The sequence below is a fragment of the Geothrix limicola genome (assembly GCF_030268085.1).
Lineage (GTDB): Bacteria > Acidobacteriota > Holophagae > Holophagales > Holophagaceae > Geothrix > Geothrix limicola.
On the sequence record NZ_BSDE01000001.1, the window covers coordinates 934,439 to 951,138 of the forward strand.

Sequence of the window (16,700 nt, forward strand, 5' to 3'; positions counted from 1 at the left end):
GCCTCCGGCCTCCATGGGGATCATACTTCCGGCCGCGTTGGGGACCCATGAGTCACCCATCGAAATGGGTCGATGTGCGACTGGGACCCCTTCGAATCGGAGGAGGGATGCCCATGTCGACCAAGACCGCAGACCTGGCGGGCCCCGGGATCAGCACCTACGAGGAGGTGGCCAAGATCCTCCCCAGGAACTACAAACCCCTGCTGAATCGCATGGACACCCAGCGGGCCGTGTTCGCCATCAAGCGCTACATCGAGGATCACCTCTGCGAAGCGTTGAACCTGGACATGGTCCAGGTGCCGCTCATCGTGGACAAGGCCAGCGGGGTGAACGACTATCTGGACCGTGATGGGTCCCGCACTCCCATCGAATTCCCCTGCGGGCTGGGCCTGGAGAAGCGCATCGAGGCCCAGGTGGTGCAGGCGGCCACCAAGTGGAAGCGGATGGCCCTGGCCGAATTCGGCTGTAAGGAAGGCGAAGGCATCTGCACGGATATGCGGGCGGTGCGCAAGGACTACTTCCTCGACCACGACCACAGCTGCTACGTCGACCAGTGGGATTGGGAACAGCGCATCACGCCCGCCGAGCGGAACCTGGACTTCCTGAAAACCACGGTGCGTAAGATCTGGAAGGTGATCCGCGAGGCGGGCCTGCATGCCCAGGAGATGTTCCCCGCCCTTCAGAAAGGCGGCTACCCGCCCATCCCCGAGGAGATCACCTTCATCCACGCCGAGGACCTGCTGGGCACCTACCCGGACATGCCCCGGAAGGAGCGGGAGACCGCCATCCTGCAGATCCATCCCGCGGTCTTCATCATCGGCATCGGCTGGACGCTCAAGGACGGCTATCCCCATGAGATGCGCGCCGCCGACTACGACGACTGGGTCACGGACACCTCGTCCATGACGCGGCGGGACACGCATGGACTGAACGGCGACATCCTCGTGTGGAACCCCGTCACACACCGCCGGCACGAGCTGTCCAGCATGGGTATCCGCGTGACCAAGGACACCCTCAAGGTGCAGCTGAAGCTGTCGGGCCAGATGGATTTCCTCAAGCTGCCCTATCACCAGGCCATCCTCAACGACCAGATCCCCCTCAGCATCGGCGGCGGCATTGGTCAGGCGCGCACCTTCATGTACCTGCTCCGCACCGCACACCTGGGCGAAGTCACTGTTTCCGTCTGGCCCCAGCAGCTCAAGAAGATCTGCGCCGAGCGCAACATCCTGGTGCTGGAATAGTCAGGTCAACCGCTTCAGGAGGGGCCCGAACAGCTCGCTGGGCAGCGGCACGAAGGTGGTGCTGTTGTGTTCGCTGGCGATCTCCACCATGGTCTGGAGAAAGCGCAGCTGCAGTGAAATGGGCTGCTCGGCCATCATGGCAGCGGCCTGAACCATCTTTTCCGCTGCCTGGAATTCACCCTCGGCGTTGACGACCTTGGCCCGGCGCTCGCGCTCGGCCTCGGCCTGCTTGGCCATGGCGCGCTTCATGCCGTCTGGCAGCACCACGTCGCGGACCTCCACCGTGCTCACCTTCACGCCCCAGGGCTCGGTCTGGCGGTCGATGATCTCCTGCAGCTGGAGGTTGATCTTCTCCCGGTGGGCCAGCAGTTCGTCCAGTTCCGACTGGCCGAGCACCTTGCGCAGGGTGGTCTGGGCGATGAGGGACGAGGCCTTGAGGAAGTTCTCGACCGTCACCACGGCGGCCTGGGGATCCATGACACGGAAGTAGACGACCGCATCCACGGTGGCCGGCACGTTGTCACGGGTCATGATCTCCTGCTTGGGCACGTCGATGGTCACCACCCGCAGGTCCATCCTCACCATGCGGTCGATGAAGGGGATCAGGAAGATCAGGCCCGGCCCCTTGGCGCCCCGGAGCTTGCCCCAGCGGAAGATCACGCCCCGCTCGTATTCGCGCAGGATGCGCGCCGCCTGGGGCAGCGTGATCACCGCCAGCAGCAGAATGAAGAAGAGCCAGGGCCCCACGTGGATTGCGAAGTCGTTCATGATGGCACCTCCTTGGAATGAACCACGGGTTTCACCTTCAACGTCAATCCCTCCACCGCGAGGATCTCCGCGGCCTGTCCGGCTTCCACGGGCGCATCGCTAACGGCGTTCCAGTACTCGCCCTCCAGGAAGACCCGGCCCTGCCCGCGGTCGATGGGTTCGAGGGCCGTGACCACGCGGCCCACCCACGCCCCGGCGCCCGATTGTGCTGGCTGGCGCTGGGCGCGGATGCCCGCACCGACGATGAAGATGAAGAACAGCGCCGTCACCACCGTCGCCGGAACCACCCAGACCAGCGATAGCCGCAGGTAGGGCTCGCTCCGGTCGAACAGCATGAAGACACCGAGGAAGAAGGCCACGACGCCGCCGGCCGTCAGGATGCCGTGGGTGGGCGCGAACACATCGATGATGAAGAGCGCGATGGCCACCGCCACCAGGGCGAGCCCGGCGAGGTTCATGGGCAGGACCGAGCCGAGGTACAGCAGCAGCACGAGCGCGATCACGCCCGCCACACCAGGGAGGATGGCGCCTGGGCTCGTCAGTTCGCCGATGACGCCGTACATCACGACGAGCATCAGGATCAGCATGACCTGGGGATGCGCGATGATCTGGAACACCTGCTCGCGCGCTGACATGGGAATGGGCACGCTGGAAGCCCCGGCCGTCGCCAGCTTCCGGCCGTTGAACTCGCGCCCGTCGATCTGCGTCAGCAGGTCGGGCAGATCCTTGGCGACCACATCGATGACATGCAGTTCCAGGGCCTTCTCGGCGGTGATCGCGGCGCTGTCGCGCACCGAGGCCTTGGCCCATTCCGTGTTGCGCTGCCGCTTCGCGGCGATGGCCTCGATGTAGCTGGTGGAGAAGTTCTCCAGCTTCTGCTTCATGGCCTCGTCCTGCTTTTCGCTGCCGGGGCCGATCCCCACGGGGTGGGCGGCGCCGATGCTCGTGCTGGGCGCCATGGCGGCGAGGTCGGCGGCCATGGTGATGAAGCAGCCCGCGCTGCCCGCCCAGGCGCCCGGGGGCGACACGAAGACGACCGTGGGTACGGGCGAGCGCAGGAAGGCCTGGGTGATCTCTTTGGTGGAATCCAGCAGGCCGCCCGGCGTGTCCAGCTCGATGACGAGGCACTGGGCACCCTGCCCCGCGGCCTCTTGAATGGCGCGGTTCAGGTAGCTGGCCGTGGCCGGCCCGATGGTGCCCTGCACCCGCGCCAGGCAGACGCGCGAAGGCACCGAAGACGTCGAAGACATCGTAGACACCGACATCGTAGGCGCCGGGTCCCCACCCAGCCCCAGCGACGCCAAGGCGAACGCGCACGCGATGCGGCCCATCAGTTCGCGGCATCCCGCCATGGGACACCTCGCAGGAGAACCCTAAGCTACGTCCACCGAGCCCGCGGCGCCCATGCCATTTGGATCAATTGTTCGCACCTTTGCCGTTTCACGGGACGCCCAGGGGGGACATGCGAAAGCCTTCGGAAGGTTCTCTTCTCGAAGCCGAAAGGCGCTATGGTGCCTGCGATGGGAAGGAGGGTTCCCCATGATGAAAGCCCTTCCGCTCTCCAAGGTCTATCAGCTGCTGGAGCCCGGCCCCGTGGTGTTGCTGACCACGGCCCGAGAGGGGCGGCCCAACGTCATGGCCATGTCCTGGCACATGATGATGGAGTTCGAACCGCCGCTCGTGGGCTGCATCGTCAGCAACGCCAACCACAGTTTCACGGCCCTCAAGAAGACCGGCGAAGCCGTGATCGCCATTCCTCCGGCGGAGTTCGCGCCCAAGGTGGTGGAGATCGGCAACTGTTCCGGCCGCGACCTCGACAAGTTCACCACCCTGGGCCTCGCCATGAAGCCCGCCAAGCTCGTGGCGGCGCCCCTGCTGCCGGACTGCTTCGCCAATCTCGAATGCAGGGTGGCGGATGCGCGGCTGGTCACGCGCTACGGTCTCTTCGTGCTGGAGGTGATCCAGGCCTGGATCGATCCGGCGCGCAGGGCCTCCAAGACCCTTCACCACCGCGGCTTCGGCACCTTCGCCGTGGATGGCGACCTGATCCATCTGGCTTCCGGCAAACCCTGAGGGCTTCCTGCTTGCGGCACCCTGGGAAACGATTAACTTGATGCATAGGTCGTAAAATCCTGCGCGCGCTCCAGCCGCCGGGCGGGATCTGGAGACGCGGGGCGCAGGATGCCTTCCATCGGACTCGATCTTGGTTCGGTCTACGTGAAAGCCGTCTGTCTCGACGCGGATGGGCAGGTGCTGTGTTCCCTCTACCGGCACCGCGATGCCGAGGATCTGACGGCCCTCCTGGCCTTCCTCGATGGAATCCCCGATTCGAAGGATGTCCGGTTCCGGTTGGGGCTTTCGAATGCCGAGGAGCCACGGCCCCTGAAGGGCCGGGCCGGCTGGACCAACGGGCTCATCGCCCTGGCGGCTGGCATCCGGCACCTGCATCCCGAGGCCCGCAGCATCCTCGAAGTGGGCGGGCAGACGGCCAAGTTCCTGGTGTTGGGCGCGGATGGACGCCTGCTGGATTTCGCCACCAACGAGGCCTGCGCGGCGGGCACGGGATCCTTCCTCGAACAGCAGGCCCGGCGCCTGGGCCTCTCCGTTCCCGAACTGTCGCGCATGGCCCTGGAGGCGCCGCGCGCGGCCACCATCGCGGGACGCTGCTCGGTGTTCGCCAACTCCGACATGATCCACCTGCAGCAGAAGGGAACCCCCCTGCCCGAGATTGCCTACGGCCTTTGCACGGCCATCGCCCGCAACTTCATGACCACCCTGCTGAAGGCCCGGGGCCTGGTGCCCCCGGTCCTTCTCGCGGGGGGATGTGCCCACAACGCAGGCATCGGGAGGGCCTTCAGCGAGGTGCTGGGCCTGGAGCCGGCCACGCCCCTGCAGATCTCCTCCCACCCGGGTCTGGAAGGCGCCATCGGCGCTGCGCGGTGGGCACAGACGACGACGCTTCCGGATCTCTCCCTGGATCAGATCGGGGACCTAATCCGCGAGATGCTCGCGGAATCCCGCCCGAACCGGACCACCCTCGCCCCCCTGAGGCCGCCCACGAGGGGGCCCGCGCCCGAAGAGCCCACCGGCGGATCCACGCTTCCTGCGGAAGGCTACCTGGGCCTGGACGTGGGTTCGGTGAGCACGGATCTCGTAATTCTGGATGGGGACGGAAACCTCCTGGCCTCGGTCTACCTGCCCACCTGCGGCCGCCCTGTGGACGTGCTTCGGGAGGGCTTGGCGGCGCTCGGAGCGCGCTTCGCGGGTGCCTTCCGGGTGCTGGGCTGCGGCGCCACCGGAAGCGGACGGCACCTGGCGGCGAAACTGGCGGGGGCCGATGTGGCGAAGAACGAGATCACTTGCCAGATGCTGGGGGCCCAGCGGTACGCGCAGGACGTCGACACCATCCTGGAGATCGGCGGTCAGGATTCGAAGTTCATCCGACTCCGGAACGGCGCCCTCGCGGATTTCGCCATGAACAAGGTCTGCGCGGCCGGCACGGGATCCTTCCTCGAGGAGCAGTCCCTCGCGCTGGGTGTGGAGATCAAGGACGACTTCGCGGCACGGGCCTTCGCTGCGGGACCGCCGCCGGACCTGGGTTCCCGCTGCACGGTCTTCATGGAAACCGAGGTGGTGGGCGCGCGCGCCGGCGGCGTTTCCGTAGGCGAGATCTGCGCGGGGCTGGCCCACGCCATCGTGCGGAACTACCTCGACAAGGTCGTGGGAAACCGGTCCATCGGAGAGCGGGTCATGTTCCAGGGCGGCGTGGCCTCCAATGGCGCGGTGGTGGCCGCCTTCGAAGAGGCCCTGCAGCGGCCTGTCCAGGTGCATCCCTTCAACCGCATTTCGGGTGCCATCGGCGCGGCGCTGGCCGCGAGAACCGCCATGGCCCCTGGCGATCGGCCGTCCCGCTTCAAGGGTTTCCAGCAGGCCCAGGCCCCGCGCCTGCGCTCTTTCAGTTGCCACCACTGCTCCAACCGCTGCGACGTGAACGTGATCGAAAGCGGCGGCGAGCGGGCCTTCTTCGGAGACACCTGCGAGCGCTACACCAGCGGTGCCACCTCGAACGCCTGCCGGGTGCCGAACCTGAGCGAGGAATACCTGTCCGAGTGTGAGGCCCTGTTCGCGAGCCGGGTCGGCCAGGACCGCCTCATCGGCATCCCACGGGCCTCCAGCCTCATGGGGGCCCTGCCCTTCTGGGCCCTCTTCTGGAAGCAGCTGGGTTTCGCGCCCGTGCTGTCGGCCTCTTCCTCCCAGGACACACTGTCGATGGGCCTGAACCATCTCGCCGTGGGGGTGTGCCTGCCCATCAAGCTGACGGCCGGCCATGTCCACGCCCTGCTGGGGCGTGGGATTGAGCCCGTCTTCCTCCCTTCGATGGTGCTGCTCCAGGGCGAAGATCCCTCCCAGGCCTACGCCTGCCCCTACACCATGGCGGCGCCCTACATGCTGGGGCTTCAAGGCGAGGCCAAGGGGCTGACTCCGGCTATCCATTTCACGGATGAGGCCGCCTTCTCGGCGGGATTCGAACCCTTCCTCGACCGGCTCCAGGTCTCGAAGGAGGAGGTGGCCCAGGCCTATCGCGCGGCGATCTGGGGCCAGAACGCCCTGGACGACCTCTTCCGCCGCCGCGTCCAGGCCCTCATCCAGGAAGGTGGCTATCGGCACGTTTTCGGCATCCTGGGCCGACCCTACGCCCTGTTCGACACCTACCTGAACCTGGGACTGTTCGAGCGCCTCCGCCGCATGGACGTGCTGGCGGTGCCGCTGCCCTTCCTGCCCCTGGAGTCGGTGGCCCCGGAATCGTCGCTGCCCTGGCGCCATCCCACGGACATCCTGCGCACCGCGGCGGCCCTGGCGAAGGAAGACGCCATCGAGCCCGTCATCCTTTCCAGCTTCGCCTGCGGCCCCGATGCCTTCGCGCTGGGACCCATCACCGCGGCCCTGCGGAACCGGCCGCACCTGGTGCTCGAGCTGGACGAGCACCGGGGCGAAGCGGGGCTCATGACGCGGCTGGAGGCCTTCCTCGATCAGCTCGAGGGACATGGTAGGCGGACGGCCCTCGCGCCGGCAAACCCGCTGCCCTCCACGGCCCTGCTGCCCGCCGCGCCCGCGCACGTGCGCATCCCCTACTTCGCCGATGGCGCCTACGCCTTCAGTGGCCTATTCAAGTTGATGGGGCACGAGGCCCGCGTGCTGCCCCCCGCGAACGGCGCCGTGCGCGCCCTGGGTGAGAAGCATTCCCTGGGGAAGGAGTGCCATGCTTACACGATGATCGCGGGGGATCTGCTCCAGCTGGCCGCCGAAGCTCCCCGGACGAAGACCACCTTCTACTTCCCGGGAACCGCGCTGCCCTGCCTGCTCCACGAATACGGCGCCGCCATGCAGGCCCTGCTCGGAGAACTGGGCGTGGAAGACATCCGGGTCAGTTCCCCCGATGGCGAGCACCTGGTCGCGGGGGCGGGCCTGGCGGCCATCGAACGCTTCTACGTGGGCCTGCTGGCCATCGAGATCCTCGGCAAGGCCGTCTGCCAGGTGCGCCCCTACGAACAGGTGCCCGGAAGCACGGACCAGGTGCATCAGCAGAACCTCGAACGCATGGAGGCCGCCATCGCCGGAGGTGACCTCCTGGAAGCCCTGAAGCGCTCCCTGGACCTGCTGGCCCTGGTGCCCCGGACCCAGGAAGGCCCCCGCCCCCTGGTCGGCGTCGCCGGGGACATCTACACGCGGGTGAACCCGGTTGCCAATCAGCGCCTAGCCCATTGGCTGGAGGCCCAGGGCCTGCAGGTCTGGCCCTCGCCCTTCCAGATCGACCTGCTGGATTTCGGGATCTCGCGTCGCCTGCACCAGAGCCTTTCCGCCCTGGATCTGCCGGGGATCGTCGTCCATGGCCCCGTGGCGCTCCGGCGGGCCCTGCACCAGTGGCGCGTGAAGCAGGTGGCCGGCCCCAGGGTTCCAAGGTTCGGCGAGCCCGATTACGAGGACATCAAGCGGCTGGCCACCCCCTACATGCCCAATGAGGCACACGAGCTGCTCTTCCTCAACATCGCCAAGATCGTTGATTTCGCCGAAGGCGGCGTCGACGGCATCATCAACGCCATCTGCTTCGGGTGCATGGTGGGCAACGCCTCATCCGCCGTGATCGAGCGGATCCGCAGGAACTACGACGACCTCCCCATCCTCACGGCGGTCTATGCGGGTGGGGAGGATCCTTCGAGGCGCATGGCGCTCGAGGCCTTCGTCAGCCAGGTGAAGGCCAGGCACCGCAGGGTGGAGCTTGCAGCCATTCCTACATGACCGCGGTACGGGGGTGCACCAACCGGTCGAAATCCTTGTAGGCCATTCGCACGACTTCGGCGTGGGTGCCGGCATTGAAGACGATCTCCTCGTCCTCGGCCAGCGCCGGATCCACCAGGACCTCCATGTTGAAGAGGTTGCCGAAGGGCGGCATGGCGCCCACTTCGCAGTCGGGGAAGTCGAACCGGAATTCCCCTTCGTGGGCGATTTCCACGTGTTGAGCGCCGACGGACTTCTCCAGCCGCGAGACGCTGACGTGCTTGGTGGCCGGCAGGACGGCCATGGCGAGGCGGCCATCCAGATCCACGATCACGGTCTTGGCCATGTCCTGGCCCCGGACGTGGGCGGTCTCGGCCACCTCCATGGCGGTGTAGGCCTGGCGATGGGGGATGGTGATGTACTTCACCCCGTTCGCGTCCAGGAACTCTTTCAAGCGAGGGGCAAGCATGGGACCTCCTTTTTGAAACAGGCAAGGACAATATCGGTCCCGAACGGGGCCTGAGCCATCGGGAATGGCTCGGCCCAGTCTTTTGCCGGAGGTCAGATCTTGTAGCTGGACACCGCGTGGGCGAGGTTCTCGGATACGTTGGCGAGCTCGGTGGCAGTTTTGGCCATTTCGGCCACCGAAGCGGCCAGTTCGATGCTCGCGGCCGAACTCCGCTCGGTGTCGAGGTTGGTCGCCTGCACGTGTCGCTCCACTTCGACGCGCATGCCGATCTGTTCGACCACGGCGCCGTGCAGCCGCTCCACCTCGACGGCGAGGGCATTGATGTGCTCCCGGATCTTCGTGAGCGCATCCACGCTGCCCGTGACGGTTTCCTCGCCCCGGCTGACGGCCGCGTCCACCTCTTCGATGAAGCGCTTGATGTCCAGGGTGGACTGGGCGCTCTGCTCGGCGAGCTTGCGGACTTCCTCGGCCACCACGGCGAACCCCTTGCCCTGGGCGCCGGCCTTGGCCGCCTCGATGGCCGCGTTCAAAGACAGCAGGTTGGTCTGGCGGGCGATGCCCTGGATGACCCCCACCGCCGCGCCCATGCGCACGGTGGCCTCGCGGATGGCCGTCATGGCGCCGGCCGTAGCCTCCCCGGACTGGGAGCCGGTCTGCGCCGCGTGCACCGCAAGCCCCGTGCGGCTGCGGGAGGCCTCGATCCATTCCTGCATCCGGGCGATGAGGCTGGACAGGTTGTCCATGGCCTCGGCGATGCTGGACATGCCGTTGCGCTGGCGTTCCGAGACCATGGCGATCTCGCCGCTGGTGGTCCGCATCTCCTCCGCGGTGGCGCTCATTTCCGTGGACCCGCTGGCCACGCGGTCCGATTCCAGCGAAAGCCCCCGGAAGATCTCCCGGAAGCGCGCGGAGCTGGCGTTGAAGGCCTGGCCCAGTTCACCCATCTCGTCGTCGCCGAGGTTCTGGAGCTGCAGCGTCAGGTCGTTGCGTCGGATGCCGTCGAGCAGGCTCTGCAGCGGGTGGATGAGCACGCGGCGCAGCATGAGGATGGCCCCGTAGAGCAGCGAGCCGCCGAGCACCACGGCGATCAGGATCGCCAGGAGCAGGGAGCGGTTCAGCTCGGAGAACAGTTCGGACCGGCTCGCCTCGACCACCAGGTAGTAGTTGATGCCGGGCACGCGCTGGGTAGAGACGATCCAGGCATCCCCCTCGCTTTCGGTGTTGAAGAGATACTGATCCGAGGCCTGGACGGAAGGCCACGCCTCCTGGAATCCGGGCGTCTTCAGGACCGAGGCCTTGTTGATCAGGGTCTTGTCCTCGTGGACGCGGATGATGCCCTTGGCGTCGCAAAGGAAGGTTCGCCCGAGCTTCCCGATGCGCTGCCCCACGACCCGCTGGACGAGGTCGCCCAGGCTCAACTGCGTGGACACCACGCCCAGGAAGGCGCCCTTGTCATCGATGCGGCGGTTGATGAAGGCCACCTCGTGGAACTCGGGATGATCGGTGTAGACGTTGACCTCGAAGGGCAGGTTGGATTGGCCGTAGGCCTCGAACCAAGTGTCGGCGGGCCCGAGCTTGCGGGGCTTGTAGACGCCGTTCTCCACCGCGTAGTAGTTGCCCGAGCGCTTGGAGACGAGGCTGGCGCCCGAGGTGTGGAATTTCTTGCTGATGCCGTTCAGGATTTCGATGATCTTGGGCAGATCCTTTTCCGATTCGCCGCCATTCAACCAGGCCTTCAGGAAGGGATCCGAGGCGGGCAGTTCCAGCTGGGAGGCCGGCTGCAGCAGCCCCCGCTCGATCTCGGCATAGATGGCGTTGGAGGACTTGGGGATCTCGATCTTCATGAGCCGGTCCGACAGGTTCCCCCGGATGATCAGGGCCGTGACCGCCATGAGGACGACGATCGTGACGGCGAAGATCACCCCGAACCAAAGCGCGATTCTGGTCAGGATGCTGGCTCTGCGGCTCATGGGATCCCCGGGAGAGGCACCCGCTCTGGGGTCGGGACGGCGCGTGTGCGAAGAGGAGGTGTACCCGTTCATCGACGCACCATGGCGCAGGATAAATTCCGTCCTTCGAGAAGGTTCGCCCCTTAGGGTTTCGAATCCGCGGCCTTGTTTGCCTGGCGCGCGGCGCGGCCCGGATAGAGCGTGCCGATGCAATCCGGACAGATGCCATGGGAAAAGCCGACTTCCGAATGCTCGCTGATGTAGTGCTCCAGCTGGTTCCAGTAGCCCTTGTCATCCCGGATTTTCTTGCACGAGGCGCAGATGGGCAGCAGGCCCGACAACTGCTTCACGCGGCCCAGCGCATCGGTGAGTTCGGCGTTGCGCCCGGACAGTTCCTCCGTGCGCTCGGCGACCAGATGCTCCAGGGCCGCCTTGCTTTCGGCCAGGCTGGCCACCCTCAGGCGGATGATGAGGAGGACCAGGCCCAAGGCGCCGAGTCCCCAGAGAGTAAGGGCCCACCAGGTGCGCCACCAGGGGGGCAGAACCTTGAAGTTGAGGCCGACCACATGGCCGAACTCCCCGCCGGGCAGGGCCGCGCGCGCCTCGAATCGGTAGGTGCCGCCGGGAAGGGCCGGATACCGCGTGAGCGGGGCATCCAGATCCCGCCAGCCCTCTTCCAGACCCGCGAGGCGCACCTGGATCCTCATCTGCCCTTCGTTGCGGTAGCTCGGCACCGCCACCCGGAAGGCGAGACTGGATTCCCGCGGCCCCACGGGCGCGAAGGTTTCGAGAGGTGCCTCCAGCCGCTGGTCCCCCTTCATGACGTGCAGGATGTAGGGCATGGGGGCGCTGGCGTGGGTTTCATTCGAGCGAGGCTCGTAGCGCACGAGTCCCGCGGAAGTCCCGACCCAGATGTGCTGTTTCTCGATGAGCAGGGCCAGCAGATCGCAGTCCTCGCTGACCATCCCATCCTGGCGTCCCACGTGGAGGTTCGTGTCGATGCAGTCGAAACCCTGGTCCGTGGTGGCCCAGGTGCGGCCCTGGGAGTCGACGTCCACCGCGTAGATTACGTTGGAACGCAGCCCCTGCCCCGCGCTGCGATGATCCAGCACCTTCACCTGGGATCCCTCCAGGCGGATCCGATGGAGCCCGAGGGGCTCGCGGGAGTGGATCCAGGCGCTGCCATCCGGCAGGAAGGCCAGGCCGTGCAGACCGAAGGCGGGCAGCCCTTCCTTTTCCGTGTACAGGCGCCAGGTGCCCGACGTGTCGCGCACGTGAAGTCCCGCCGAGGTGGCGGCCCACATGCGCCCCGAACCGTCCTGCCGGATCTGGAATGCGCAGAGGTATCCAGGCTGCTTTGGAGAGGTTCCCACTTCCTGCACGAGACGGCGCTGACCGGCATCCCAGCGGAGGATGCCCTGGCTGGCGTGGCCGATCCGGATCTGCCCTGCCTGATCGGCCATGACGGTGTTCAGGCCGACACCCCTTTCACCCAGGGGGGCGACTCGGGCCCGCTCGCTGCCCGGTTCGAGCCACAGGGCGGGGCCGAGGGTGCCCACCATCCACAGCACGCCGGACCGGTCGAGGGCCAGGCTCTTGACGCGATGCCCTTCGGTCCCCGGGATGCGCTTGGGGCCCGCAGGCCCCATCCGCATCACCCCGTCATCCGTGCCCACCAGGAGCTCCCCGTGGGCATCCCGCAGCATGGCCCAGACGATTTCGCCCGAAGGGCCGGTGGTCAGCGGGTGGTACCAGAGCCGTTCGTCGCCCAGCAGGCGGGCCAGCGTGGCACCCAGGATCCAGAACCCGCCTTCCCGGTCCCGGAAGACGTTCCGCACCCAGCGCATGGGCAGGCCCGCCGTGGCGTCCAGCAGGACGGCCTGACTTCCGTTGAGGTGCACGGCGCCCTTCCGGGTGGGAAGCCACAGGGTTCCATCCTGATCCCGCAGGAAAACGCCGTAAGGCGTGACGGCCGCATTCAGCAATCGGGAATGGTCCTTGAAAGCGGCGGCCCCGGGTTCCTTCATGACGAGGGTCCGCCCCGTGTAGACCCACAGGCGGCCCACCGCATCCTCCCCGATCAGCCCCGCGCCTTCCTTGGGAAGGCCCTGAGTCGCAGTCCAGGATTCGGTGCCGCCATCGGCGTGGAAGCTGAACAGGCCGCGGTCCGTCCCCACATGCATGGTGCCCGCGTCGCCGCGGCTGACGGTGAGCACCTCGCCTGGGAACGCGTAGGGATGAAGCCTGAATTCCCGGTCCCCTGTCTGCACGAAGAGACCCTTCCCCGTGGCCACCCAGACATGGCCGGAGGGGTCCATGGCCATGCCGCGGATTCCGGGGAAGGCGTTGAGTTCCTGGAAGGAGATGGCTTCAATGTGCCCCTGGCGGAGCCTGGCGAGCCCCTGGGCGGTGGAGATCCACAATCCGCCACCTGGGATGGCCAGCAGCTGGTCGACGGATTCCGAAGGCAGCCCCTCGTTCCGCGTCCAACGGCTGCACTGCCCGCTTTCGTAGCGGAGCAGGCCGTTCTGCGTGCCCAGCCAGATGAACCCGTCTGAATCCTGGGCCATGCACATGATGCCGCCGTTGGGCAGGCCCTGGTCCGGGCCCAGCACCACGAAAGGACGGTGCCAGTCTTCGCCAGCTCTGGCCGTCCCAACCAGAAGGGCGGCCAAGGCCAGCACGACGATTCGCCAAGCCTTCACATCGACTCCTGCAAGCCAGACTCATCGGCCAAAGCCCGCGGAAGCTGATTCCCAGGCGATTCCGGGGCCGCCTTTCAGTTGCGTCCCAGGACCCGGTGGTACAGGGCCTCGTACTGATCGACGATGGGGCCTTCCGCGAAGGTGCCCAGGGCCCGGTCCCGGGCGGCCTGGCCCATGGAGAGCCGCAGCTTCTCATCGCGGACCAGTCTCAACACGTCCTCGGCCATGGCGTCCACGTCGCCCAGGGCTTCCAGATATCCGTCCACGCCATGGCGGATCACCTCCGGCAGCCCGCCGACCCGGCTGGCGATGACGGGGACCCGGTGTCCCATGGCCTCCAGGGCCGCCAGGCCGAAGCTTTCCGTGGCGCTGGGCAGCAAAAAGATATCCGAACACGCGAGCACGGTGCCGATGTCCAGCTGCTTGCCGGTGAAGCGCACCTCCGACGCGAAGCCACGCTCCCGGCAGAAGGTCTCGGCCTCCACCCGGTCGGGGCCGTCGCCCACCATCACCAGGCGCACGGGGACTTCCTTCCGCACCAGTTCGAAGGTCTTGAGCACGTCCATGACGCGCTTCACGGGCCGGAAATTCGAGATGTGAGTCAGCACGAAGGCGGACTTGGGAGCCAGCCAGGACCGGCATTCGGGGCGCTCCAAGCCCGGCGGTTCGACGAAGTTTCCGATGACGTCGATGGGACGGTTCACGCCGAAGGTGCGGATGGTTTCCTGGCGCAGGTACTCGGACACCGCCGTCACGCCGTCGCTTTCGCGGATGGCCATCTTCACCATGGGCAGGTAGCTGGGATCGCTGCCCACCACCGTGATGTCCGTGCCGTGGAGGGTGGTCACCACCTTGAGGCTGGGCACGGCCATGCGCGCCAGCAGCGCCGCCATGGCATGGGGGATGGCGTAGTGGGCGTGGATGATGTCGAGGCTATATTTCTCGGCCACGTCGGCCATCTTGGAGCCCAGGGCGATGGAATAGGGTGCGTCCTCGAAGAGCGGATAGGGACTGGCCCGCACTTCGTGGAAATTGATGCGGTCCTCGAAACCCACCAGGCGCGGTGGCAGGCTCGGACTGAGGATGTGGACCTCGTGGCCGCGGCCGGCCAGGGCCTTGCCGACTTCCGTCGCCACGACGCCCGAACCACCGAAGGTGCTGTAACAGGAGATGCCAATGCGCATGGATGGAGCCCTCTCCAAGCTATGATGATCGGGTACCCAGGATCGTGCCCATGCCCCTTCTCTTCGCCATCGCCTACTATGCCCTGGATGCGATCATCTACCTGCTTCTGGCGGTAGCGATCCTGTCCTGGTTCCCCATCGATCCGCGGAACCGGTGGATCCGGCTGCTCCATGCCATCACGGATCCGATCCTCCACCCCATCCGGGCCATCGTGCCGCCCATCGGCGGATTCAGTTTCGACATCCTCATCGCCGTGCTGCTGCTCGGCGTCATCCAGCGGGTCTTTCTCAGGGCCCTCGTTTCCTGAGCCCCTTCGTTTTCTGAGCCAGTGAGGCGCTTCCCATGAAATACACGCCGCTCGACATCCAGCGTCGGGAATTTGAAAAGGCCTTCCGGGGCATCGAGGAATCCGAGGTCCGCACCTTCCTCCACGAGATCGCGGGGGAGTGGGAAGAGCTTCTGGCCGAGAACCAGAAGCTGAAGGAGGAGATCCTCGACAGCCGCGAGCGCCTCCGCCAGTACCAGGACCAGGACCGCATCTTCCGCGAAACCCTGCTCCAGGCCCAGCGCACCCGCGAGGACGTGCTGGACGGCGCCAACCGCGAGAAGGAGCTGATCCTGCGCGAGGCCCAGTTCAAGGCCGAGGAGATCATCCGCGAGGCACAGCAGCACGTGGTCGAGATGGAAGTGCAGCTGCGCAACCTCAAGATGGAGCGTCTCAAGTTCCTGCGCGAAGTGGAATCGCTCATGGACCGGACCCGCCGCCACCTGCAGGAAGAGGCCCCGGACGTCTACGTGGCCCAGCCGCCGACCCTCAATCTGGAAGGACTGGACCTCAGCTCCCTCGAAGATCCCACCCAGCCGCCCCGCCACCTGTAATCCAATAGCCGTTCGCATCGGAGCGTCCATGACCCAGGCCGTCATCCTCAAGTCCCTTCGCAGTCCCATCGGAAAGTTCCAGGGCGCCCTCGCGCCCCTGGCCGCGCCGGATCTGGCGGCCCAGGTGATCAAGGCCCTGCTGGCCGCCGTGCCGGGCGCCGAGCCCACCGAAGCCATTTTCGGCAACGTCGTCAGCGCCGGTGTCGGCCAGGCCCCGGCCCGTCAGGCGGCCCTGCGCGGCGGCCTGCCATCCAGCATCTCGGCTCTCACCATCAACAAGGTCTGCGGCAGCGGCCTGAAGGCCATCCAACTCGCGGCCAATGCGGTGCGCCTGGCGGACCACCAGGTCGTGCTGGCGGGCGGCATGGAGTCCATGTCCAACGCGCCCTACCTCATGCCCAAGCTGCGGGCCGGCGCGCGCATGGGCCACACCGAAGCCAAGGACGCCATGATCCTCGACGGCCTCTGGTGTGCCATGACCGATCAGCACATGGGCCACACCGGCGAGCTGGTGGCCGATAAGTACGGCGTTGGCCGCGAAGCCCAGGACGCCTGGGCCGCCGAAAGCCACCGCAAGGCCGTGGCCGCCACGCAGTCCGGCGCCTTCAAGGCCGAGATCGTGCCCATCGCCGTGCCCGGCAAGAAGGGTGATCTCATCGTCAGCGAGGACGAAGGCCCCCGCGCCGACTCCACGCCCGAATCGCTGGCGAAGCTGCGCCCGGCCTTCAAGAAGGACGGCACTGTCACCGCCGGGAACGCGCCCAGCGTGAATGATGGCGCGGCCGCCGTCCTGGTGAGCACCGAGTCCTACGCCAAGGCCCACGGGCTGCCCGTCCAGGCCCGCATCCTCGGCACCACCACCGCCGGCCTCGATCCCGAGTGGGTGCTCATGGCGCCCGTGGAGGCCATCCGCAAGCTCCTGACCCAGGTGGGCTGGGCGGTGAGCGACGTGGACCTCTGGGAGATCAACGAGGCCTTCGCTGTACAGATCGTGGCCACCATGAACGAGCTGAAGATCGCCGCGGACCGCATCAATGTGCATGGCGGCGCCGTGGCGCTGGGCCACCCCATCGGGGCCTCGGGCGCCCGCGTGATGGCGACCTTGATCCATGCGTTGGAACGCCACGGCAAGCAGCGCGGCGTCGCGGCCCTCTGCCTGGGCGGCGGCAACGCCATCGCCATGGCTGTGGAACGGGTGTAGTCCGGCGTTTCGTCGCCTAACCAGAAG

Annotated in this window: 12 protein-coding genes; 6 read left to right on the top strand and 6 right to left on the bottom strand. The window is 66.8% G+C overall.

The window, feature by feature from the left end; all coding sequences use genetic code 11:
• The first annotated feature begins 113 nt into the window (after window positions 1-113).
• On the top strand, window positions 114-1,241 hold the full coding sequence (asnA, locus tag QSJ34_RS03980) for an aspartate--ammonia ligase (RefSeq protein WP_285570628.1): 1,128 nt from the start codon (window positions 114-116) through the stop codon (window positions 1,239-1,241).
• Here asnA and QSJ34_RS03985 read toward each other — a convergent pair whose 3' ends face one another.
• Window positions 1,242-2,009, bottom strand: a complete 768-nt coding sequence (locus tag QSJ34_RS03985; protein WP_285570631.1) for a slipin family protein — start codon at window positions 2,007-2,009, stop codon at window positions 1,242-1,244. It abuts the gene before it with no gap.
• Window positions 2,006-3,259, bottom strand: coding sequence for an NfeD family protein (locus QSJ34_RS03990; protein WP_285570634.1), 1,254 nt, complete (start codon window positions 3,257-3,259; stop codon window positions 2,006-2,008). Before QSJ34_RS03990 ends, QSJ34_RS03985 begins: the two co-directional genes overlap by 4 nt.
• 292 nt (window positions 3,260-3,551) lie before the next feature.
• Here QSJ34_RS03990 and QSJ34_RS03995 point away from each other — a divergent pair, with 292 nt between their 5' ends.
• Both QSJ34_RS03995 and QSJ34_RS04000 read left to right on the top strand, forming a co-directional pair.
• Complete coding sequence (locus tag QSJ34_RS03995; RefSeq protein ID WP_420798828.1) at window positions 3,552-4,082, top strand: flavin reductase family protein; 531 nt, start codon at window positions 3,552-3,554, stop codon at window positions 4,080-4,082.
• Window positions 4,083-4,190: 108 nt separating this feature from the next.
• Window positions 4,191-8,306 (top strand): acyl-CoA dehydratase activase, encoded by a 4,116-nt coding sequence (locus QSJ34_RS04000; RefSeq protein ID WP_285570639.1) that lies wholly within the window; start codon window positions 4,191-4,193, stop codon window positions 8,304-8,306.
• Here QSJ34_RS04000 and QSJ34_RS04005 read toward each other — a convergent pair.
• The 4 genes from QSJ34_RS04005 to bshA form a co-directional block, all read right to left on the bottom strand.
• A complete protein-coding gene (locus QSJ34_RS04005; RefSeq protein ID WP_285570641.1) occupies window positions 8,299-8,754 on the bottom strand; it encodes an aminoacyl-tRNA deacylase in 456 nt (151 codons plus the stop codon). The two genes, QSJ34_RS04000 and QSJ34_RS04005, sit on opposite strands and share 8 nt — an antisense overlap.
• 92 nt (window positions 8,755-8,846) lie before the next feature.
• Complete coding sequence (locus QSJ34_RS04010) at window positions 8,847-10,724, bottom strand: methyl-accepting chemotaxis protein (protein WP_285570646.1); 1,878 nt, start codon at window positions 10,722-10,724, stop codon at window positions 8,847-8,849.
• Between the two features lie 122 nt (window positions 10,725-10,846).
• On the bottom strand, window positions 10,847-13,408 hold the full coding sequence (locus QSJ34_RS04015) for a ligand-binding sensor domain-containing protein (protein WP_285570650.1): 2,562 nt from the start codon (window positions 13,406-13,408) through the stop codon (window positions 10,847-10,849).
• Window positions 13,409-13,482: 74 nt separating this feature from the next.
• Complete coding sequence (gene bshA / locus QSJ34_RS04020; protein WP_285570652.1) at window positions 13,483-14,592, bottom strand: N-acetyl-alpha-D-glucosaminyl L-malate synthase BshA; 1,110 nt, start codon at window positions 14,590-14,592, stop codon at window positions 13,483-13,485.
• A 50-nt stretch (window positions 14,593-14,642) separates the two neighbouring features.
• Between bshA and QSJ34_RS04025 the strand changes: the two genes are divergently transcribed.
• The 3 genes from QSJ34_RS04025 to QSJ34_RS04035 are packed head-to-tail and all read left to right on the top strand — an operon-like array spanning window position 14,643 to window position 16,673.
• Window positions 14,643-14,900, top strand: coding sequence for a YggT family protein (locus QSJ34_RS04025; RefSeq protein ID WP_285570654.1), 258 nt, complete (start codon window positions 14,643-14,645; stop codon window positions 14,898-14,900).
• Window positions 14,901-14,935: 35 nt separating this feature from the next.
• Window positions 14,936-15,472 (top strand): DivIVA domain-containing protein, encoded by a 537-nt coding sequence (locus QSJ34_RS04030; RefSeq protein ID WP_285570656.1) that lies wholly within the window; start codon window positions 14,936-14,938, stop codon window positions 15,470-15,472.
• Window positions 15,473-15,500: 28 nt separating this feature from the next.
• Complete coding sequence (locus QSJ34_RS04035; RefSeq protein ID WP_285570658.1) at window positions 15,501-16,673, top strand: thiolase family protein; 1,173 nt, start codon at window positions 15,501-15,503, stop codon at window positions 16,671-16,673.
• Window positions 16,674-16,700 lie beyond the last annotated feature (27 nt).